This window comes from Curtobacterium sp. MCLR17_059 (assembly GCF_003234665.1).
GTDB lineage: Bacteria > Actinomycetota > Actinomycetes > Actinomycetales > Microbacteriaceae > Curtobacterium > Curtobacterium flaccumfaciens.
This window is the reverse complement of record NZ_QKSU01000004.1, coordinates 246,941-268,315: the sequence shown is the minus strand read 5'-3', so window position 1 is coordinate 268,315 and position 21,375 is coordinate 246,941. Positions and strand designations below refer to the sequence as shown.

20 protein-coding genes are annotated in these 21,375 nt (G+C 70.9%); 12 read left to right on the top strand and 8 right to left on the bottom strand.

From position 1 onward, the window contains the following. Positions 1–370: 370 nt before the first annotated feature. A complete protein-coding gene (locus DEJ12_RS08485; protein WP_071405987.1) occupies positions 371–766 on the top strand; it encodes a hypothetical protein in 396 nt (131 codons plus the stop codon). A gap of 120 nt (positions 767–886) precedes the next feature. Here DEJ12_RS08485 and DEJ12_RS08480 read toward each other — a convergent pair whose 3' ends face one another. The 3 genes from DEJ12_RS08480 to DEJ12_RS08470 form a co-directional block, all read right to left on the bottom strand. Further along, positions 887–2,284 (bottom strand): FAD-binding oxidoreductase, encoded by a 1,398-nt coding sequence (locus DEJ12_RS08480; protein WP_111029645.1) that lies wholly within the window; start codon positions 2,282–2,284, stop codon positions 887–889. Between the two features lie 61 nt (positions 2,285–2,345). Beyond that, positions 2,346–2,570, bottom strand: a complete 225-nt coding sequence (locus DEJ12_RS08475) for a VOC family protein (RefSeq protein ID WP_111029644.1) — start codon at positions 2,568–2,570, stop codon at positions 2,346–2,348. 134 nt (positions 2,571–2,704) lie between these two features. Then, positions 2,705–3,580 carry a DUF808 domain-containing protein gene (locus DEJ12_RS08470; protein WP_111029665.1) on the bottom strand — a complete coding sequence of 292 codons (876 nt, stop codon included), beginning with the start codon at positions 3,578–3,580 and terminating at the stop codon, positions 2,705–2,707. Between the two features lie 94 nt (positions 3,581–3,674). Between DEJ12_RS08470 and DEJ12_RS08465 the strand changes: the two genes are divergently transcribed. After that, positions 3,675–3,944 carry a hypothetical protein gene (locus DEJ12_RS08465; RefSeq protein WP_071245932.1) on the top strand — a complete coding sequence of 90 codons (270 nt, stop codon included), beginning with the start codon at positions 3,675–3,677 and terminating at the stop codon, positions 3,942–3,944. 19 nt (positions 3,945–3,963) lie between these two features. Here DEJ12_RS08465 and DEJ12_RS08460 read toward each other — a convergent pair whose 3' ends face one another. Beyond that, positions 3,964–4,374, bottom strand: coding sequence for a VOC family protein (locus tag DEJ12_RS08460; protein WP_111029643.1), 411 nt, complete (start codon positions 4,372–4,374; stop codon positions 3,964–3,966). 48 nt (positions 4,375–4,422) lie between these two features. After that, positions 4,423–5,001: a TetR family transcriptional regulator gene (locus DEJ12_RS08455; RefSeq protein ID WP_111029642.1), complete on the bottom strand. Its 579-nt coding sequence runs from the start codon at positions 4,999–5,001 to the stop codon at positions 4,423–4,425. Positions 5,002–5,069: 68 nt separating this feature from the next. Here DEJ12_RS08455 and DEJ12_RS08450 point away from each other — a divergent pair, with 68 nt between their 5' ends. The 3 genes from DEJ12_RS08450 (at position 5,070) to DEJ12_RS08440 (ending at position 6,928) form a co-directional block, all read left to right on the top strand. Beyond that, complete coding sequence (locus DEJ12_RS08450) at positions 5,070–5,831, top strand: SDR family NAD(P)-dependent oxidoreductase (protein ID WP_111029641.1); 762 nt, start codon at positions 5,070–5,072, stop codon at positions 5,829–5,831. 72 nt (positions 5,832–5,903) lie between these two features. Next, positions 5,904–6,509, top strand: coding sequence for a nucleotidyltransferase domain-containing protein (locus DEJ12_RS08445; RefSeq protein ID WP_111029640.1), 606 nt, complete (start codon positions 5,904–5,906; stop codon positions 6,507–6,509). Continuing rightward, positions 6,506–6,928 carry a hypothetical protein gene (locus DEJ12_RS08440; RefSeq protein ID WP_111029639.1) on the top strand — a complete coding sequence of 141 codons (423 nt, stop codon included), beginning with the start codon at positions 6,506–6,508 and terminating at the stop codon, positions 6,926–6,928. The genes DEJ12_RS08445 and DEJ12_RS08440 overlap by 4 nt, the downstream gene beginning before the upstream one ends. Before the next feature lie 301 nt (positions 6,929–7,229). Here the strand turns inward: DEJ12_RS08440 and DEJ12_RS08435 are convergent, their stop codons facing one another. Next, positions 7,230–7,817 carry a TetR/AcrR family transcriptional regulator gene (locus DEJ12_RS08435; RefSeq protein ID WP_051596480.1) on the bottom strand — a complete coding sequence of 196 codons (588 nt, stop codon included), beginning with the start codon at positions 7,815–7,817 and terminating at the stop codon, positions 7,230–7,232. A gap of 76 nt (positions 7,818–7,893) precedes the next feature. Further along, positions 7,894–10,113, bottom strand: a complete 2,220-nt coding sequence (locus DEJ12_RS08430; RefSeq protein ID WP_258370598.1) for an MDR family MFS transporter — start codon at positions 10,111–10,113, stop codon at positions 7,894–7,896. Between the two features lie 96 nt (positions 10,114–10,209). On the opposite strand from DEJ12_RS08430, the gene DEJ12_RS17980 reads away from it, so the two are divergent. The 3 genes from DEJ12_RS17980 (at position 10,210) to DEJ12_RS08415 (ending at position 14,225) form a co-directional block, all read left to right on the top strand. Further along, entirely contained in the window at positions 10,210–10,674 is a 465-nt protein-coding gene (locus DEJ12_RS17980) for a MarR family winged helix-turn-helix transcriptional regulator (protein WP_163343313.1), read from the top strand. Between the two features lie 91 nt (positions 10,675–10,765). Continuing rightward, positions 10,766–12,565, top strand: a complete 1,800-nt coding sequence (locus DEJ12_RS08420; protein ID WP_111029638.1) for a DEAD/DEAH box helicase — start codon at positions 10,766–10,768, stop codon at positions 12,563–12,565. A gap of 319 nt (positions 12,566–12,884) precedes the next feature. Further along, positions 12,885–14,225 carry a fibronectin type III domain-containing protein gene (locus tag DEJ12_RS08415; protein WP_181433147.1) on the top strand — a complete coding sequence of 447 codons (1,341 nt, stop codon included), beginning with the start codon at positions 12,885–12,887 and terminating at the stop codon, positions 14,223–14,225. Positions 14,226–14,341: 116 nt separating this feature from the next. Here the strand turns inward: DEJ12_RS08415 and DEJ12_RS08410 are convergent, their stop codons facing one another. Then, positions 14,342–15,265 (bottom strand): NAD-dependent epimerase/dehydratase family protein, encoded by a 924-nt coding sequence (locus DEJ12_RS08410; protein WP_111029636.1) that lies wholly within the window; start codon positions 15,263–15,265, stop codon positions 14,342–14,344. 155 nt (positions 15,266–15,420) lie between these two features. On the opposite strand from DEJ12_RS08410, the gene DEJ12_RS08405 reads away from it, so the two are divergent. The 4 genes from DEJ12_RS08405 to opgC all read left to right on the top strand — a co-directional run bounded on the left by DEJ12_RS08405 (position 15,421) and on the right by opgC (position 21,363). Then, a complete protein-coding gene (locus DEJ12_RS08405; RefSeq protein WP_111029635.1) occupies positions 15,421–16,206 on the top strand; it encodes a TetR/AcrR family transcriptional regulator in 786 nt (261 codons plus the stop codon). Positions 16,207–16,514: 308 nt separating this feature from the next. Further along, on the top strand, positions 16,515–18,470 hold the full coding sequence (locus DEJ12_RS08400) for a glycosyltransferase (protein WP_258370599.1): 1,956 nt from the start codon (positions 16,515–16,517) through the stop codon (positions 18,468–18,470). After that, complete coding sequence (locus tag DEJ12_RS08395; protein WP_111029634.1) at positions 18,467–18,877, top strand: ATP-binding protein; 411 nt, start codon at positions 18,467–18,469, stop codon at positions 18,875–18,877. Before DEJ12_RS08400 ends, DEJ12_RS08395 begins: the two co-directional genes overlap by 4 nt. Beyond that, positions 18,874–21,363, top strand: a complete 2,490-nt coding sequence (gene opgC, locus DEJ12_RS08390; protein WP_146245588.1) for an OpgC domain-containing protein — start codon at positions 18,874–18,876, stop codon at positions 21,361–21,363. The genes DEJ12_RS08395 and opgC overlap by 4 nt, the downstream gene beginning before the upstream one ends. The last annotated feature ends 12 nt before the right edge of the window (positions 21,364–21,375 follow it).

Here is a 21,375-nt window from a genome sequence, read left to right as displayed (position 1 = left end):
GGCCTGGGCGGAGGAGATCCCGAACGCGGCACCGCCGAGGACGAGGGCGCCGGTCGTGGCGAGGGTGATGGAGGTCTTGAGGCTCTTACGCATCGTGATCAGTCCTTTGCTGTTGTCGCGCTCGGCGCGGCTGCTGTGTGCGCGCCGAACACACCCTTGGTGGGGTGGAGAACCAGCGATGTGCGGCTGGTGAGCGCTCCGGGTGTTTCCCGGTCGTTGCAGGTGATTCGGCACCCTGCCGCGAAGGGTTTGGACCGATCTGCCGTCGTTACCGCTCTGTGACCTTCGGGCACATCCGGACAGCGGTCACGCCCGCAAGTACGTTCTCTGAGAGGCCGCTGAACGTGGTCCATCGAGAAAGGCACTCCCCATGGCATCGACGTCCAGTCGTCCCACGTCCGTCACCGTCGCGTTCGTCATCTGGCTGGTGGTGGTCCTGGCGAACATCCTGCAGGGCATCATCAACCTCACGTCGGGCTCCTCCGCCGACGTCGCTGACAGTGTCGGCACGGCCCCGCTCGTCGGCGGCGCGATCTTCGCGTTCATCCTCGCCGTGATCGAGCTCATCATCGTCTTCAAGATGCGCGACGGCCGCAACTGGGCCCGCATCGTGCTGACGGTCCTCGCGGTCCTGCAGCTCATCGGTGTCGGCGTCGGCGCGGCCTCGGGTGGCAACGCCTTCGGGTTCATCGGTGGCATCGCGGTGCTCATCGCCACGATCCTGATGTACGTCGGCGGCGCGAACGGGTACTTCCGTCGCCACTGAGCGGGCGTGCGTGCGGATGCGCTCCTGCGTGACGCACACCGGTCGCTGAACGCGACCACCTGACGGACGGGAGGCCCGGTGCCAGCTGGCACCGGGCCTCCCGTCCGTCGTCCGCTCGGGTCAGAACGCCTTGCCCGGGTTCAGGGTCCCCGCCGGGTCGAGCGCGTCCTTCACGGAGCGGTGCATCGCGAGCACGCGGTCGCCGAGCTCGACGCGCAGGCCCGGCAGCTTCAGCAGGCCGACGCCGTGCTCACCGGTCACGGTCCCGCCGAGCGCCAGGCAGTCCGCCACGATCTGGTCGAACGCGGTCTTCGCGCGGGCCTTCGCGGCGTCGTCGCCCTCGGGCGCGATGATCAGCGGGTGCAGGTTGCCGTCGCCGGCGTGCGCGATGTTGGCGATCGTGACGTCCTGTGCGTCCGCGGTCACCTGGATCCGCCGGAGCATCTCGGGCACCGCGCTCCGCGGCACGCAGATGTCCTCGGTCAGCACCGGACCGAGCCGTTCGAGCGCCGGGTAGGCGAGTCGGCGGGCCTGGAACAGCCGGTCGATGTCCCCGGGGTCGGTGGCCCGCTCGACGTCCGTGCCGCCGGCCTCGGCGAAGACGTCCGCGACGTGGTCGGCGATCGCGTCCCCGGCGGCACCGCGCTCGTCGACCCGGGCGAGCAGCAGGGCGTCGACGTCCGCCGGCAGCCCGAGGTGCATCCAGTCGTCGACGGCGCGCAGGCAGGTGCGGTCGACGATCTCGAGTGCTGCGGGAATGATCCCCGCCCGCGAGATCGCGGCCACGGCGTCGCCCGCGGCGGTCAGCGAGGGGAAGTACCCGATCACCGCCCGTTCGTCACGGCCGGCCAGGGGGAGCAGCTGCACGGTGACCGACACGACGATGCCGAGCGTGCCCTCGGAACCGACCATCAGCCCCGTGAGGTCGTACCCGGCGACGCCCTTCGCGGTCCGGCGGCCGAGCTCGACCACCGACCCGTCGGCAAGCACGACGGTCATGCCGAGGACGTAGTCGCGGGTGACCCCGTACTTGACGCAGCAGATGCCGCCGGCGTTCGTCGCGACGTTGCCGCCGATCGTCGAGATCGCCGAGCTCGCGGGGTCCGGCGGGTACCAGAGGCCGTGCTCGGCGACCGCGGCGCGGAGTGCGTCGTTGATGACGCCGGGTTCGGTGACCGCGTACCGCTCGTCGGTGTTCACCTCGAGCACCCGGTCCATCCGCTCGAGCGACACGACGATCGAGTCGGCCATCGCGTTGGCGCCGCCGGACAGACCGGTGCCGGCACCGCGGGGGACGACCCGGAGACCGGCGGCGGCTGCCCAGCGGACGGCGGTGACGACGTCGTCGGTGCTGCGTGCCAGGACCACGGCGAGCGGTGCCGTGGAGTCGGCCCACTCGACGTCGTCGTGGCGGTAGCGCTCGAGCGACTCCGGGTCGCGGAGGACCTGGTCGGACCCCAGCAGGTGTTCGAGGGCGGTGGCGTCGGCTGCGGTGGCGGATGCGGCGGTGACGGTCATGCGGGGTGGGGGTCCTTCCGTGGCGCGGCGGTGCGGTTCGGGTCCGTCGACGATACGCCGGTCAGTGCAGGCAGAACTCGTTGCCCTCGACGTCCTGCAAGACGATGCACGACTCGTTCACCTGGTCCGCCGTCATCCGACGGACCTGGGTGGCGCCGAGTCCGACCAGTCGGGCGCTCTCGGCGTCGAGGGCCGCGAGCCGTTCGGCACCGACCATCCCGGTTCCGACCCGGACGTCCGGCTCGGCGCAGTCGAACGTCACCTGGACCTGTCGCACCGTTGCCATGGCGCCGAGGATACGACGATGCACGACCGGCGTCCGCTGAGCGCGGCCGCGCCGTCAGCGGTGGGCGTGCGGTGCGCCGGACGGGAGGCACGGTGCCGGGCCGCCACGGGCCTCCCGTCCGTCGCGCAGCCGCGTCAGTGCTGCGTGCCGCGCAGGCGGCCGATGCCCAGCACGATGCCGACGACGACCATGCCCAGCGCGAGGCCGGCCACGGCCGACACCGCGGTGTCGGCGACCCAGACGACGACGGGGCCTGCGGCCTCGAGTGCGTGCTCGATCACGTGCAGCAGGTCGTACGGTCCGTGCCAGACGGTCTCGGCGAGGTTCGCGATGACCAGGTGTCCGCCGACCCAGAGCATCGCGACCGTGCCGATGACGCTGATGACCCGGAAGACCATCGGCATCGCGCGGACGATGCGGGCACCGATCCGACGGGTGCGGCGGACCGAGTTCTTCATCATCTGCAGGCCGATGTCGTCGACCTTCACGAGCAGTGCCACGGCACCGTAGACGACGGCCGTCATGACCAGACCGATCACGATCAGGGCGCCGAGCGTCGGCCAGAGCCCCAGGTCGGGGTCGAGGCCCGCCAGCGCGATGAGCATGATCTCGGTGCTCAGGATGAGGTCGGTGCGGATGGCGCCGAAGACGAGCTTCGGTTCGGTGACGGCCTCGTCCGACCCGCCCTCGTGGTGCACACCGAACCACTCGGTCACCTTCTCGGCACCCTCGAAGCACAGGTACGTGCCGCCGAGCAGCAGCAGCCACGGCAGCACGCCGGGCGCGAAGGCAGTGAGCAGCAACGCCAGCGGGATGATGATGATGAACTTGTTGAACAGGCTGCCGAGGGCGATGCGCCCGACGACGGGGAGTTCACGAGCGGGCTCGAGGCCCTGCACGTACTGGGGCGTGACGGCGGCGTCGTCGATGACGACCCCGGCGGTCTTCGCGCTGGCCTTGAGGGCTGCGGAGAGGATGTCGTCCACCACGGCGAGCAATCCGACTGACAATGCGTTCTCCACTCGTCTGACCTGTGACCGTGCACAGCGTAGTGGCCGCGGGGCATCCTGAACGCCAGCCGCGGGGCGTCCGTAGGCTCGCGGCATGGCTGACTTCACCGCATCCCAGGCCGCCGTCGTCCGGATCGAGCGTTCCGAGCAGGGGCGCTGGGACCTCTCCGTCATCAGCGACGCCGGTGTCGCGATGGGGCACGGCGTGTACCTGTTCGACGCGGACCACGACGACGCCGAGGACGAGCAGGCCGCGGCCCTCGACTTCGTGCGCGACTACGGGTTCCGGTTCGAGCGCGACGCGGTGCAGGCCGATGGTCCCGACGCCTTCTGGGCACCGCTGCTGCCGTCCGACCAGCAGTAGGCGCTGCAGCGCGCGGGAGTCAGCGCGCCGAGTCCTCGAACCCGATCAGCCAGGTGACCCCGTGCGCGTCGCGGACGGTGCCGTCCCAGTCGCCCCACGGGCGTTGCTGCAGCGGGTCGATCACCGTGCCGCCCTCGGCGAGCTGGTCGAACCACCGACGCAGGACGTCCGGTTCCGCAGCGCCGAGCAGTGAGAAGAGCAGCCCGGTCGCCGAGAACGGGGTGTCGCCCTCGCTCGCGTCCGCGGCGAACAGCTGCAGCTCGCCGGTGAGCTGGCCGTGCGCGACGGCGTCGGCCGGGCCGTCCGTGCGGGAGAAGTCCGCGTAGGTCGCGATCTGCACGTCGCCGCCGAACACCCGCTGCCAGTGCTCGAGGGCCTGCCTGGCGGTGCCGGCGAACTGGAAGTACGGCGCGGGTCCGGTCGTGTGCATGCCCGGCAAGGTACTCCGGAGTGCGGCGAGCGGGAACCCCGGGGCTCGTCAGTCGAGCAGCGCCAGTGCGCGCTCCAGGACGTCCTCCGGACGGCCGTCGCCGTGCAGTGCCCACCAGGTCAGTGCGGCGCTCGCGGCGGCGGCCAGCGTGTGGGCGCGCACGGCGACGGCGAGGTCGTCGGCGGTGACCCCGTCCCGCTCGGCCACGTACCGCAGGATCTCGTCGGTCAGGGCTGTGACCGTGGCAGCGCCGACGTGCTCGAGCGACGGGTTCGCGCGGATGACCCGGAGCCGGTGTCGGGTGACCTCGACGGCGTCGTCCGGGAACGTGGCACCGATCCGGTAGGCCGCCCGGAGCGCCACCGCCGAGGGCTCGTCGGACGGCCGTGACCGCAGGGCCTCGCGGAACCGTGCGGCGAACTCGTCGAGGCCGCCCCAGACCAGCGCCGCCTTGTTCGGGAACAGCCGGAAGAGCGACCGGCGACTGACCCCGGCCGCCGCGGCGACGTCGTCCATCGACACCGCGTCGAAGCCCTGGTCGTCGAACAGCCGCAGTGCGACGAGGGACACGGCGTCGGGGTCGATGGTGCGCGGGCGCCCCGTCGGACGGTCGTTCGTCGAGCTCATGGAGACCTTTCGGCACTGAGTGCTATAACCGGTGTGGCGCAGCGAGCGCCCCGCATCGAGGAGACGACATGACCGACACCACCACCGCCGGACGGTTCACCGGCAGGACCATCATCGTCACCGGAGCGGGTTCCGGCATCGGACGCGCCACGGCGACGCGCATCGCGAACGAGGGCGGGCGGGTCATCGCGACCGACGTCGTGGCCGAGCGGCTCGACGCACTCCGCACGGAGCTCGAGGGCTTCGCCGTGGAGACCGTCGTCGGGGACGTCGCCGCGAGCGAGACCATCGACGCACTCATCGCCGCCGCAGGCGACCGGGTGGACGGGCTCGCCAACGTCGCCGGCATCATGGACGCGTTCCTGCCGCCGGACGAGGTTGACGACGCCACCTGGGAGCGTGTCTTCAGCGTCAACGTCACCGGCCCGATGCGCCTGACCCGCGCGGTGCTGCCGCTGATGATCGCCGCCGGCAAGGGATCGGTCGTGAACGTCGCGTCCGAGGCTGCGTTGAAGGCCTCGGCTGCCGGTGCTGCCTACACCTCGTCGAAGCACGCCATCGCCGGGTACACCAAGAGCGTCGCGTTCTTCCACGGGCCGCAGGGCATCCGGGCGAACGCCGTGGCGCCGGGGGCGGTCGCCACGAACATCGAGGCGCCGATGCGCAGCGAGTACGCGGCCCGCCGGGTCGGTCCGATCATGCAGACCACCATCCCGCCGGTCGCCCAGCCCGAGCAGCTCGCCGCCGCCATCACCTGGCTGCTGAGCGACGACTCGGCGAACGTCAACGGTGCGGTGCTGCCGAGCGACGGTGGCTGGTCAGTGGTCTGACGGATTTGCTCAGATACGAGTAGAAATCTACCTGGAGTGGTAGATTTCTACTCGATCTGATCGGACATCTCCATGCAGTTGCAATCTCCCCTCGCGACGGTCACCACCTCCGTGGACGGCGATGTCCTCGCGGTGTTGGCACTGGCCCCAGGGCCGTTGACTATCGCGGGCATCTGCAACCTGGTACCGGACCGGTCGTACGCCGGGGTCCGGAACAGTGCGGATCGGCTGGTCGAGCAGGGCCTCGTCGACGGGCATCGGACCGGACGGACGAAGTCCTTCACCCTGAACCGAGAGCACCTCGCCGCCGATGCGGTCACCGCCCTGGCCGACCTCCGGCGTGCCCTGCTCGAACGACTCCGCTCCGGCTGTCGGTCGATCCCCCTCCGGTACGCCGCGCTCTTCGGATCCGGGGCCCGCGGTGCGATGCGCCCGGACAGCGATCTCGATCTCTGCTTCGTCGTCACTCGCGGCCGACGCCCGGACGCCGAGGACCAGATCCACGCCTTGTGCCGCGCAGCCGGTCGTTGGACCGGCAACGCCGTGCGGCCGGTCGTCTTCGACGAGGACGAGATCGAGGGCACCGATCCGCTCCTCGCGTCGGTTGCTCGGGACGGGATTCCCATCGCAGGTGACGGTCGTTGGCTGTCCCGGAAGCTCCGTACGCTGACCGGATGACCCCGCGAACCGGCACCACCGCACCGGGCGACGATTCGTTCCGGAGGGGCCGGCTCGCCAAGGCGACGGAGTTCCTCGACGCCGCTGACGTCCTCCGCGCGTTGGGTGGTGACGGAGGGGTGTTCAGCGCCGGTTCACAGTTCGCGAACGCGTTCGTCACACAGTGCGTCCTCAGCGGCATCGCTGCGGCTGACGCGATCTGCGTGGCTCGGACCGGCAACTACTCGCGATCGGGAGCGCACCACGAGGCGGTGCCCGTGCTCCGCGCAGCTGCCGGGCCAGCGGTCGCGAAGCACCTCGAGGTGCTGTTGGCGGTGAAGACCAAGGCCGAGTACAACGCGAAGTCGGTCAGTGACGGTGACATCGTGCGCGCCGGCGAAGCCGCTGAGGCACTCGAGGCGGCCGCGCGGTCGGTCTGACGCGCTGGTCGAGCGAGCGACCACGACATCGTCGTGCTGCGCGTGCTCCGGTTCGCCCGCGACCGCTCGCGTGACGCCCTCGTGTGGCACCGGCCGGCGCGGCGGCGTCAGGGCGTCTCCACCTGACGGACGGGAGGCCCGTGGCGACGCCGCCACGGGCCTCCCGTCCGCCTTCGCGCACGTCGACGACGCGCGGTTCCTTCCCATTGCGCGTGCGCTGGAAAGCGGAATCGGGCGTACCTGGCGGGAAGTTCCTGCCAGGTACGCCCGATTCGACCAGGTACGCCCGAAGGGCCCCGCCTCAGGAGACGAGCGCCGCCATCTCGCGCACGACGGCACGGAGCCGGTCCGCGAGCTCGTCGTTGCTCCGCACGGTCTCGCGGTGCGCCACCTCGCTGAGCGCCGACATCACCAGGGTCACCGCGGTGCGGGCGGTCTGCGCGTCCGTGCGGGTGCCGACGACGCTGAGCAGGGACTGACGCGACTCGGCCATCCACTGCATCACCATCGAGGACATCTCCGGCCGGAGTACGAGCAGCTCCTTCATGCGACGGCGGTCCTGCGAGAGCGGGACGGTGGCCGCGACCAGGGCGCACAGGTCGTCGACCAGGGCACCGTCGGCCTCGGCGAACCAGGCCGCTGAGCGCTCCGGGACCTCGACGGAGTCGAGCCCGAGCGCGGCGTGCGCCTTCGATGAGAAGTAGTTGAAGAAGGTGCGGGGGGAGACGTCGGCATCGGCGCAGATCTGCTCGACCGTGACGCCGTCGAGCCCGTGCGCGGACACGAGCGTGAGCGCTGCGTCGTGCAGTGCCTGCCGGGTCTGCTGCTTCTTCCGTTCACGCAGCGTGCACGGCTCCGTTGCCGCAGCCGCTGCCGGGGTGGTGATCACGTGGACTCCTGCTGGGTTGGTGTGTGTGGGAGGGGCGCCCGCCCGGAAAGGGGGCACGGACGGACGCCCCGGTCGGTCACCGACGGTGCGTCGGCGTGGATCCGGTCGAACCCGAACCGGTCGAACCCGAGCCGGTCGGCACGGACCCGGTCGGCACGGACCCGGTCATCGGGCCCGTGAACGAGCCGGCCTCGGCTGCGGCGGCGCCCGCCTCGGCCTCGAGCTGCGCCTCGGCGGACATGTCGGCCTGCTCCTGCAGCGCGGACCGCTGGCGCAGCGGCGGCACCCGGAAGAACCAGGTCAGCACGAACGCGAGCAGGATGACGCCGAGACCGACCCAGTAGATCGTCACGGACGAGGCGTTGAAGCCCGCCATGAACGGCCGGGTCAGGCGGCTGTCGGCACCGGTCAGGAACGAGGTGTCGTTCGTGCTGGTGGCGCTGTCGCTCGTGGTGTTGCCGTCGTCGATCTTCTTCGCCAGCTCCGGGGTGAGCTCGTCGACCCAGTAGGAGCGCTGGTCGGCGTCCGCCCAGTCGACGGACACGGTGTCGCCCTGCACGCTGGCGTGCGCCTGGTCGGCGACCTGCTCGAGTGCGGACTGCTCGGCGGCCGGCGTGGCCGCGGCGACCTGCTGGTCGATGACGGTCTGCGCTGCTGCGGCGGGCACGGCACCGGCGGTGACCTGCTGCTGCACGGCCGCGGTGACCTGCTCGGTGACCGCGGCGTCGGCGGCCTGCTTCGCCTTGGCCGAGGCTGCGTCGAGCTGCGACTGCACGGTCTTCGTCAGCGGGGTGACGACGGGCGTCCAGATCTTGTCCATGGCGCCCTGGTTCGCCTTCGCGCTGGCGACGGTCGGGTTGAGCGCGGCGTCGAGCGCCGGACCGAGGTCCTTCTGGTTCGCGGTCGCGGTCAGGATGTTCGCCGGCATCACCGAGAACAGGATGGACAGCAGGACGGCGGTGCCGAGCGTGCCACCGATCTGGCGGAAGAACGTGGCGGAGGACGTGGCGACGCCCATGTCACGAGCCTCGACGGAGCCCTGCGACGCCAGGGTCAGCGACTGCATGACCGAGCCGAGACCGAGACCGATGAGGAACATGCCGATCATCAGGAACCAGAGCGGCTTGTCGATCGACATGAAGGTCAGGACGACGTAGCCGGCGGAGACGAGCGCGGTGCCGATGACCGGGAAGATCCGGTACCGGCCGACGCGGGCGACGATCTGACCGCTCGTGATCGAGGCGATCATCAGACCGCCGACGAGCGGCAGGGTCGCGAAACCGGACTCGGTCGGGGTGAGCCCGACGACGATCTGCAGGTAGAGCGGGATCGTGAGCATCGCGCCGAACATCGCGAAGCCGACCAGGAACCCGATGACGGTCGCCATCGAGAACGTGCCCGAGCGGAACAGCTTGAGCGGGATGATCGCCGCGTCGCCCATCTTCGACTCGATGAGCAGCAGACCGATCAGGCCGACGACACCGACGACGTAGCAGGCGATGGCGGCGGGGGAGCCCCAGCCCCAGATGCGGCCCTGTTCGGCGACGAGCAGGAGCGGCACGAGGGTGACGATGACGGCGGTCGCGCCCCACCAGTCGACCTTCGGCTTCGCGTCGCCGGCGCCGTGCACCTTCGGCAGGTGCAGGAACACGATGACCATGAGGAGCGCCGCGACGCCGATCGGCACGTTGATCAGGAGCACCCAGCGCCAGCCCGTGATCCACAGGATCTCGGAGGAACCGGCGAGCAGACCGCCGATGAGCGGGCCGATCACGGACGAGATGCCGAACACGGCGAGGAAGTACCCCTGGTACTTGGCACGCTCACGCGGGGCGAGGATGTCGCCCATGATCGCGAGCGGCAGCGACATCAGCGCGCCGGCACCGATGCCCTGCACCGCGCGGAAGGCGGCGAGCATGAGCATCGAGGTGGACATCGACGACAGGACGGCGCCGAGGATGAAGACGACGATGCCGAAGATGTACAGCGGGCGGCGGCCGAAGATGTCGGACAGCTTGCCGTAGATCGGCGTCGCGATCGTCGAGGTGATGAGGTACGCGGTCGTCACCCAGGCCTGCTGGTCGAGCCCGTGCAGGTCGTCGCCGATCGTGCGGATCGCCGTGCCGAACACCGTCTGGCCGAGCGAGGACAGGAACATGCCCGCCATCAGGCCGTAGATCACCAGGAGGATCTGACGGTGGGTCATCAGCGGCTGCTGGCCGGCGCCTCCGGAGGCCGCGGGGGCCTCGGCGGTGTGCCGACCGTGCTGCACCGAGACGGGTGCGGTGGCGGTCATCGAACTCCTTTTTCTGGCTGTGAAACTTTGCAGACCGCGCAACGATACATCTGTTGCTTCCGGCAAGCAACTAAATGTGCCCGCTACGCTGAGCGCGTGACCGACGACCGGCGTGCCGCCGAGCGACTCCTGCGATCCCAGCTCGACCGGCTGTGGGTCCGGCAGACCCTGCGCTCCTCGCTCATCGAGTCCCGAGGCGGCCTCGACCCGACGGCCCGCGTGATCCTGCGCGCCGTCGCCGGGCACGGCCCGGTCCGGGCGACCGCGATCGCCGACGCGACGGGGCTGTCGCGCCCGGTGATCAGCCGCCGGGTCGCCTCGCTGATCGAGGCCGAGCACCTGATCGGATCGCCGGACCCCGCGGACGGCCGCGCCACACTCGTCACGCTCGCCCCCGCCGGCCGACGGCTGCTCGACGAACTGGACGCCGCCGGTGCCGAGGTGTTCGACGACCTGACGGAGGAGTTCGCCTCGGACGAGCTGCGCTCGCTCGCCGAGATGCTGACGCGACTGAACGACCGGGCGGACGCGGTCCTGGGGATCGGCACCACGCGCTCCTGACGTGACCAACACGGCGGACGGGAGGCCCGTGGCGGCGCCGCCACGGGCCTCCCGTCCCTGCGGAGCGCGCATTCGAGATACCGTTGGTGGTATGAGCACGGACACCACCCCCACCACTGAGACCCTCGACGACGGGCCCGTGGTGACGTTCGCCGATCTCGGCCTGAGCGACGCTGTGCTCAAGGCCGTCAAGGACATCGGTTACGAGACCCCTTCCGCCATCCAGGAAGCCACCATCCCCACCCTCCTCGCCGGGCGCGACGTCGTCGGCCTGGCACAGACCGGTACCGGCAAGACCGCGGCCTTCGCGCTGCCGATCCTGTCCCGCATGGAGTCCGGCAGCAAGAAGCCCCAGGCGCTCGTGCTGTCCCCGACGCGCGAGCTCGCCCTGCAGGTGTGCGAGGCGTTCGAGCAGTTCGCGTCCCACATGAAGAACGTCCACGTCCTGCCGGTCTACGGCGGCCAGGCGTACGGCGTGCAGCTCTCCGCCCTGCGCCGCGGCGTCGACGTCATCGTCGGCACCCCCGGTCGCATCATGGACCACCTGGCGAAGGGCACGCTCGACCTGTCCGAGCTGAAGTACCTGGTGCTCGACGAGGCCGACGAGATGCTCAAGATGGGCTTCGCCGAGGACGTCGAGACGATCCTCGCCGACACCCCGGACGACAAGCAGGTCGCGCTCTTCTCGGCGACGATGCCCGCGCAGATCCGCCGCATCTCGCAGCAGTACCTGACCGACCCGGCCGAGATCACCGTCAAGACCAAGACGAAGACCGCCGCGAACATCACGCAGCGCTACCTGATGGTCTCGTACCCGCAGAAGGTCGACGCGCTCACCCGCATCCTCGAGGTCGAGGACTTCGAGGGCATGATCATCTTCGTCCGCACCAAGAGCGAGACCGAGACCCTGGCCGAGAAGCTCCGTGCCCGCGGGTACGCCGCCGCCGCGATCAGCGGTGACGTCGCCCAGGCCCAGCGTGAGCGCACGGTCAACCAGCTGAAGTCGGGCAAGCTCGACATCCTGGTCGCCACCGACGTCGCCGCCCGTGGTCTCGACGTCGACCGCATCACGCACGTCGTGAACTTCGACATCCCGGTCGACATCGAGTCCTACGTGCACCGCATCGGTCGTACCGGCCGCGCCGGTCGTTCGGGTGACTCGATCAGCTTCGTCACCCCGCGTGAGCGTCGCCTGCTGTCCGCGATCGAGCGCCACACCAAGCAGCCGCTCACGCAGATGCAGCTGCCGACCATCGACGACGTCAACGAGACGCGCCTGACCCGCTTCGACGACGCCATCACCGCGGCGCTCGAGGACCAGGGCCGGATCGCGGCCTTCCGCGACGTCATCGCGCACTACGTCGAGCACCACGACGTCCCCTCGGACGACGTCGCCGCCGCCCTGGCCGTCGTGGCGCAGGGCGACTCGCCGCTGCTCCTCACCGCAGCCGACGACGCCCTCCGCAGCCAGATGGAGCGCGACGCCCGCCGCAGCGAGCGCGACGAGCGTGGTGCCCGCGACGACCGTGGCGGCCGCAACGACCGCGGCGACCGTGGTGGCGACCGCGACCGCGGCGACCGTGGCCCGCGCCGTTCGCAGCCGATGTCCCCGTACCGCATCGAGGTCGGCCGTCGTCACCGCGTCGAGCCGCGCCAGATCGTCGGTGCCCTGGCCAACGAGGGTGGCCTGCGCCGCGACGACTTCGGTGCGATCCAGATCCGACCGGACTTCTCGATCGTCGAACTGCCGGCCGACATGGACCCCGGTGTGCTCGACCGCCTGACCGACACCCGGATCAGCGGCAAGCTCATCGAGATCCGTGCGGACCGCCGTGGTGGTGGCCGCCGCGACGACCGCGACGACCGTCCGGAGCGCAAGCCGCGCTACTGAGACGCGCCGCGTCCGAGACGCGACCCCCTTCTGACGGGAGGCCCGGTGCCAGCTGGCACCGGGCCTCCCGTCCGTCGTCGGTGCGGGTCCCGTGCCCGCGAGACGCCGTCGTGTCGTCTCCACGCCGCCGAGTCGGCGAGACGCCGTCGGATTCGGCGGCGTCTCGGGAACACGACGGCGTCTGCCGGTCCAGCCATGCGGCATCTTGCGGTGCGGGGAACCGCAGATCCGACCCGCAAGCGTTCCCCTGGGGTCAGCGCGGTGCTGTGATACGTGGAGCCGTGACGCAGGGAGCCGCGGAGAAGGCAGGGGAACCATCGTGTACCGAGCACTCATCACCGCGGTCGCCGCCGCGGCGCTCGTCTTCGGAGGTGCGGTGCCGGCGACGGCGCACACCTCTCCGTCGGTGCCGGGAGCACCGACCGCCGTCCGCGTCACCGGCGACGCGGACAGTGCCACGCTGACGTGGCGCGGCCCGAAGCACGGCGCGAAGGTGACGGGCTGGAAGGTCGCGGTCGCCGCCGTCGCGAACCGCCACGACCGCCAGGTCGACCGACTCCACCCGCGTGCCCGCTCCGACCGCTTCGACGAGCTCTCGCCCGCGACCACGTACCGGTTCTCCCTCCGTGCCCTCGGACACCGGGGGACCGGACGCACGATCACGCTGCGCTGGACGTCACCGTCGGTGCCCGAGCCGGAGACGACGCAGTCGCTGTTCGCGCTCGACGGCAACGGTGACGTCGTGCGGTTCGCGGACTCCGGCAGCGGTGCGAAGACCGTCGTCGCGACGGACGGCGAGGGCTTCACCGCGAACGCCGACGGTGACGTGTTCACCCCGTCGGCGGACGGCACCGACATCCTGCGGGACCCGGCCGACGGCAGCGGGGTCTCGATCATCGCGTCCGGCCTGCACCTGACCCCGGACCTGCGTTCCGACGCCGACGGCAACCTGTACTGGGTGGACTCGGTGAGCGGTGCGGTGCAGAAGCTGTCCGTCGGCACCTCGACCCCGAAGGTCGTGCTGGACCTGGGTGGCAAGGCCGTCGGGAGCGATCAGCGTTTCTGGACGGTCACCCCGGACGGCAAGGTCGTCGTGCTCGGCGGAACGGTCAGCCAGCCGTACGTCAAGGGCACCGGCATCGCGCCCCGCACGTTCACCGGGCCCGCCGGCTCGACCGTCGGCTACCCCGCCGGTGTGCTCGCGGACTCGCAGGGCAACGTCTACGTCGACATCCGCTCGCCCGGTGCCGCCGGGTCGTGGATCTGGTACCAGCTCAAGCCCGGGGCGACCGAACTGACGAAGATCGAACCGCGGTACGCGTTCGAGTACGCCGCCGCGAACGCGGACGGCTTCTCGCTCCTGCAGTCGGCGCAGTTCTGCCCCGCCCCGTCGGAGTACCCGACCAGCCCGACCGGTTGCACGATCGACCGCGGTATCCCGGACAAGCTCGTGGTGGGCAGCGGCGGGACGTCGACCGTGCCGGTGACCGGGCTGACTGCCGGGTCGCGTGGCGAGCACCTGGGTGCCGCCTCCGCCGACGGGGACGTGTTCGTCTCCATCGACAGCGGCCCCTCGGTCGGGCTGTGGAAGGTCCCCGCTGCGGGTGGAGCTGCGCAGCAGCTCGACGCGGCGCAGTACTCGAGGCTGCTGGTGATCTGACCGGCGGTGCGAGGCGGAAGGGGGTGGGACGCAACGGCGCGTCCCACCCTCTTCCGTGTGTGGCGTCGGCGGGTTGTGGCGCCGGCGGTGGCGGTGGCGGTGTCGGCGGCTTTGTTTCAGGCCGCGCCGGCGGCCGTCCGGCGGCACACCTCGTCCCACGGGGTCGGCTCGATGCCGAAGTGCGCCCGGCTCTCGCGGTCGTCGACCACGTACGGCGCGGTCCACTGGTAGGTCAGGTCGGCCAGCTCGCGCATCATCGGCGACACGAGCCCGCCGACGCGGAACAGCGCCGCGGGCATCCGGCGCACCGGCACCGCGGGCTTCCCCGCCGCCGCGAGGACGTCGGTGAGGGCCTGGCGCTGCGTCCGCGGCGCGTTGCTCGGCACCATCCACGTGTGGCCGTGGGCGCTCTCGTCCTCGGCAGCGGCGATCAACGTCCGAGCGACGTCGAGCACGTCCGTGAAGGTGTGCGGCAGGTCGGTGCGCCCGACCATCGCCACCGCACGGCCCCGGAGCGCGGCCGGGAGCACACGCGTCACGTGGCCGTTGGCACCGATCCCGGGGCCGAGGTAGTCCGAGGCGCGGACCTCGACGGCCCGGACACGGCCGGCGTCGTGCGCGGCGAGGGCATCGGCCCACAGCGTCGCCCGGAGCACCCCCTTGTGGTCTGTGGCGGCGTCCGGCAGTCCCTCGTGCATCGGCCCGTCGACCGGGCCGTACGGGTACAGGTTCCCGGTGATGGCGTAGGTCGACCCGGTCCGTTCGGCCGCGGCGAGCAGTGCTGCGGCGAGCGGGGGCCAGGTGCGCTCCCACTGCGTGTAGTCGCCGGGGTTCGCGCAGTTGTAGAGGGTGGCTGCTCCCTCGGTGGCGCGGGAGAGGGCGTCGGCATCGGAGGCGTCGAGCGCGAGGTGCTCGACACCGGCGATGCCCGTGCTGCGACCGGAGCGGGAGACGACGGTGACGCGGTCGCCCCGGACGGTCAACAGCTCCGCGACGTGCCGGCCGACGGGGCCGGCGCCGACGATGAGGTGGTGGGGCATGGGCTCCTGCTTCCTGGTTGATCGCTTCTTGGTCGATCGCTTCGTGGTCGTTGCGAGAGCACCGCTCTCGGAATCGAGCATGACGGCTCGCCTACGCGAAAGCAAGAGCAGTGCTCTCCTTTGTGTGCGCTGCTCTCTCGTGCCAGGATCGTCGGATGGCACCCACCGCCCGAGCACTCGCACGGCAGACGGTCACCGCGGACATCCTGGCCGCGGCACGCACCCGCCTGACCGAAGAGGGTCCGGCCGCCCTCAGCCTGCGTGCCGTCGCCCGTGACGTCGGGATGGTCTCGTCGGCCGTGTACCGGTACTTCCCGAGCCGCGACGACCTGCTGACGGCCCTGCTCATCACCGACTACGACGAACTCGGCGCCGCGGTCGAGGCCGCCGGTGCTGCGGCCGGACCGGCTCCCGGTGCACGCTGGGTCGCGATGTGCCGGTCGATCCGCGACTGGTCGATCGCGCACCCGGGGGACTTCGCGCTGCTGTTCGGTTCGCCCGTGCCCGGCTACGCGGCGCCGCGCGAGACCGTCGTGCCCGCGTCGCGGACGGCGCTGGCGCTGGTGCGCGTGGTCGCGGACGCCGTCGGGTCCGGTGCGCCCGGTACGTCCGGTGCGCCTGGTGCGTCCGGTGCGTCGGACTCGTCCGTCACGTCGACGCCGGGGGCGGCCGGGAGGCCCGGATCACCCACCGCTCCTCCGGCGGCTCCCGGGGTGGCCGGTCCCGCCGTCGCGGACGGGGTCGCCACCCTGCGCTCGTTCGGCATCACCCTGCCCGACGAGGTCCTGGTCCGCACCCTGATGGCCTGGACGACGGTGTTCGGGACGATCTCGTTCGAGCTCTTCGGGCACTTCGTCGGTTCCGTGTCCGACCCGGCCGCCTACTTCGACCAGGTCATCGTGCGCCTGGCGGATGACCTGGGGTTCACCGCCACGTTCTGACGGGCGTGCTGTCCCCAGATCGGGTGCGCTGCCTGACAGAGCACCCGCCCGTGCGGTAGACAGGTCGTCACGCCGAGGTCGTGCCCGATGACCGGAGCGGACGACCGGCACGGTGCCCTCCGGGTCAGCTGCCGGACGGAACCACACTCGGGCGTGCGACGCGGCCGGGGCCCGCGCGGGGATCAGGAGGAACGCTTGCGACGCAGCACGTCCGGCGACGCCGCGGACGGGGAGACCCGGTGACCGCGCTCGACGTCAGCAGACAGGACCGCCGCCGCCTGAGCACCGGCACCGCCCGCCGACGCCTGGTGGCCGTGCGCACGGTGGCGCTCCTGGCGTCCCTCGCCGGGGCGAACTACATCGTGTGGCGCTGGGCGGCCTCGGTGAACTGGCACTCGTGGTGGATCGCGGTGCCGCTGATCCTCGCCGAGACCTACAGCGTCATCGACTCCCTGCTCTTCGCCCTCGGGGCCTGGCGGCTCCGGGAGCGCGGCGAACCACCGGCGAAGCCGTCCACCGACGTCACCGTCGACGTCTTCATCACGACCTACAACGAGCCGATCGACCTGGTCGAGCGCACCGCCCGGGCGGCGAAGGCGATCACGCACCCGCACACCACCTGGATCCTCGACGACGGCAACCGCCCCGAGATGCGTGCGGCGGCCGACGCGCTCGGCATCGGCGTCATCACCCGCGGTGCCGACTGGGTGGACCGACCCCGGCACGCCAAGGCCGGCAACCTCAACAACGCCCTGCTCGCGACCCAGGGCGAGTTCCTGCTCATCCTCGACGCCGACCAGGTGCCCGATCCGGCGATCCTCGACCGCACCCTCGGCTACTTCAAGGACCCGAAGATGGCGCTCGTGCAGACGCCACAGTGGTTCGAGAACGTGCCGGACGACGACCCCCTCGGCAGCCAGGCGCCGCTGTTCTACGGTCCGATCCAGCAGTCGAAGGACGGCTGGAACGCCGCGTTCTTCTGCGGGTCGAACGCCATCCTGCGACGCGAGGCGCTCATGCAGCTCGGCATCTCGCGCTACGTGGCCGAGGTCGAGGCGTCCGTGCAGCGCACCCTCGCCACCTCGCGCAAGCTCCTCGCCCGCTCCCGTGAGACCGAGACCGACCCGCGCGTGCTCGCCGCCCTCGACGACGCCGAGGCCGTGGTGGACCAGGCGCGCGAACAGGTCCGCGCCGGTGAACCCCTCGGTGACGTGACGTACGGGTTCCAGCGGGGGATCGACGCCATCGCCTTCCGGTTCGCCGCCGCCGACCTCGAGTCCGTGCGGAACGACCTGCAGGAGCTCGCGGCGATGTCGACCGACGCCAACACCTTCGCCGGTCTCGACGACGCCGCGCTCGACGTGCTCGGCCGGCGCGAGGCTTCACCGGTCGCCGCCATCGAGTCCATCGCGGTGCTCGCCCGTGCCCTCGACGTCAACCGCGACGACGAGGCGCAGCCGATCATGCCGCTGGCGACGATCTCGGTGACCGAGGACATGGCCACGGCGATGCGCCTACACGGCCTCGGCTGGAAGTCGGCGTACCACGACGAGATCCTGGCGAAGGGCCTGGCCCCCGAGGACCTGCCGACGATGCTCGTGCAGCGACTCCGCTGGGCGCAGGGCACCATGCAGGTGTTCTTCCGCGAGAACCCCCTGGTGCAGAAGGGGCTGTCGTGGGGGCAGCGGCTCATGTACTTCTCGACGATGTGGAGCTACCTGTCGGGGTTCGCCGCGATCGTCTACATCGCCGCCCCGGTGCTCTGCCTGTCGTTCGGGGTCATCCCGGTGCAGGCCTACAGCGTCGACTTCTTCGCCCGGCTCATCCCGTTCCTGGTTTTCAACCAGCTTCTGTTCTGGGTGGTGGCCGCCGGCAGACCGACCTGGCGCGGGCAGCAGTACTCGCTCGCCCTGTTCCCGGTCTGGATCGAGTCGGTGACCAGCGCGTTCCAGAACGTCTACCGGGGCAGGCCGCTCGGGTTCCGCGTCACCCCGAAGGTGCGCGACGAGACGGAGCAGAAGCCGCGGTGGGACCTGGTCAAGCCGCAGCTGTACGCGATGGGTGCCCTGGTCGCCGCCCTGGTGATGATCGGCATCCGCTACCTGACCGGCCAGGCCGAGGGGATCGCACCGCTCGTGAACACCGCGTGGGTCGTCTTCGACCTGTTCATCTTCAGCATCGTGATCCGGGCCGTCCGGTACCGGGGCCCGGCCACCCCAGCCCAGTCCGAACACGAGTCGAGCACCGCCGGAGGACCCCTGTGAGCACCGAGACCACGTTCGAGGTAGGTGCGACGCCCGACTCCCTCGACGAGGTGCAGGACCGCTTCGCCGCGTGGTGGGACGGCCTGGGCATCGACGACGTGCGGCTCCGGTTCGCACTCGAGACCGCGTTGGCCGAGGTCGCCGCGAACATCGTCGAGCACACCGTCCGCGCCGACCGGGGGACCGGGCGCCGGTACTCCGTGCACCTCGAGGCCACCGACCAGGCCCTGACCGCGGTGCTCACCGACAACGGGATGCCCGTCGACATCGACCTGAGTGCCGTCACCATGGCCGACGTCGAGCAGGAGAGCGGCCGCGGGTTGGCGCTCGCCATCGCCGCCCTCGACCGCCTCGAGCACCGGCACGAGCCCGGCCACAACGTCTGGACGCTTGCGTGCGACCGGTGAAGCAGCCGGTGGTCCGCGCGGTCGCCCTCCTCGTCACGATCGCCACGCTCCTGCTCGGTGGTGCGCTGCCGGCGTCGGCTGCGTCCGTGCACCCGGCCGCCGCCGTCCAGCCGGCCGAGGGGACGACGTGGTTCGGCCCCGACCTCGACTGGGCCAGCGACTCGCCCGAAGGGTACGAGGGACGGCTCGGCGCGACGCCGTCGATGTACGGGGTCTCCGTCGACTACCCGCTCGACCGCACGGCGAAGCAGGAGCTCCTCCGCTCGGCGCGTGCGGCGGCGACCCAGGGCGCGGTGCTCGTCGTGAGCCTCGAACCCGACCGCGAACTGCGGTCGCTCGACACCGCGGACACCCGTGCCGTCAACACCGTGTTCGAGGACCTGCACGACCAGTACGACACCCAGGTACTCGTCCGGTTCGCACCGCAGATGAACGGCACGTGGGTCCGCTGGGGCCAGCAGCCGACGGAGTTCGTCCGGGCGTTCCGGGCGCTCGGGACGACCGTGCACGCGGGCACGTCGGACGCGCTCATGGTCTGGTCGCCGGGGTACGGTGCCGGCTACCCGTTCGGCGAGTCCGCCGGGCGGCTGCGGAACCTGTCCCCGGTCGACGTCGCGAAGGCGGACACGAACGGCGACGGACAGCTCACCGGTGCCGACGACCCGTACGGGCCGTACTGGCCAGGGGCGGAGGCCGTCGACTGGGTCGGGCTCTCGATGTTCTCGTACGGCAAGGGCGACCCGACCGAGGCCGCCGGTCGCGCCGTGCCGCTCACCCGCAGCGGTGAGGTCGAGTCGCGGTTCGACGAGGACTGGGGCTACGACCAGCCGCAGTCGGGCACGTTCTACGACCGGTTCGCCGCGGCCGACGACCGTCCGATGCTGCTCGACACCGGTGCCCTGTACAACCGCGAGCTGCAGGGCGACGCCGAGCTCCAGGTCAAGCGGAGCTGGTGGCGGCAGGTGCTCGCCGCGGTGCAGGAGCGCCCGCTGATCCGGGGCATGACCGTGCTCGAGGCGGAGCGACGCGAGCCCGAGGCCGGCAACCGCGTGGCCGACTGGCGGCTCACCGCGGACCCGGACGTCGCGGAGGCCTTCCGCGCCGATCTCGAGCGGTCCGGTGACTTCGCCTTCGGCCCGGTCACCGACCGCGTGACCGTGCAGCAGGGCAACGCCGCGATCTCCCAGGAGTACGAGACCGGCGGCGACCAGATGGCGTGGATCGTCTGGCTGGCCGCCGGCCTGGCGATCGTGTTCCTGCTGAGCGGGGTGTTCGGTCGGCTGCTGCCGAGCTGGCGCTACCCCGACGACGGCAAGCCCGGCCGTGACCTGCGCCTCGACCTGTTCCGCGGGTTCATCATCCTCGCCGTGGTGATCACCCACATCGAGATCGGCGGGCCGTACTCGTACCTCACGCTGCACGCCGTCGGGGCGATCACCGGCGCCGAGATGTTCGTGTTCCTGTCCGGCATGGTCCTCGGCATGACGTACCCGTTCGCCGTGAAGAAGTTCGGCGAGTGGGCGGCCGCGATCGGGGCGTGGAAGCGCGCGCGCAAGCAGTACGTCGTCACGCTCGTGGTGATCCTGGTGGTCTTCGCGCTGAGTTTTGTCCCGTTCCTGAACACCGACGCCATCACCACGTTCACCGACCGCGGCACGGGCACCGGCGGCGTCGAGGCCGAGGGCCGGGTCTACGACCTGTACCCGAACGCGATGCAGCTGCTCGCCTACCCGCCGCCCTGGTACGCGATCCGGCAGTTCCTGCTGCTCGAGATGGGGCCGTGGCCGTTCAACATCATGGGCCTGTTCGTGGTGCTGAGCCTGTTCATCCCGGCGTTGATCTGGGTGATCCGCCGCGGGTTCTGGTGGGTGGTCCTCGCCGCCAGCTGGGCGCTCTACGTGTTCCAGGCGCTCAACCCCGACTTCCGTCCGCTGAACTCACAGTTCGAGGCGGTGTTCCCCCTGTTCACCTGGCAGGTGGTGTTCACCCACGGGCTCGTGCTCGGGTACTACCGGCGGCAGATCGTCGGCGCGCTCACCGGACGTCTCGGCAAGGTCCTGGTCGGCGTCGCCGTCGGCGGGTACGCGGCGTTCCTGGTCTACGTGTGGGCCGGTGACCACTTCGGGTTCACCCCGGTGCCGTTCCCGGCGACGATGTACGAGTCCCTGTACAACACGGCGTACCAGCGGGTGGACCTGCAGTGGGGCCGCCTGGTGGACATCGCGTTCTTCGCGGTCGTGTCGTACGCGATCCTCACCGTGTTCTGGAAGCCCATCGCCGCAGCGATCGGCTGGCTCTGGATCCCGCTCGGGCAGGCGAGCCTGTACGTGTTCGTCTGGCAGGTGTTCTTCGCCCTGGCGATCGCGTCGATCCCCGGTGTGCCGTGGGGGGACTTCTGGATCGGGTTCGTGGTGCACACCGCGCTGATCCTGCTGGCCTGGTACATGGTCCGCAAGAAGTTCCTGTTCTCGGTCATCCCGCGCTGACCGCGCGCACGG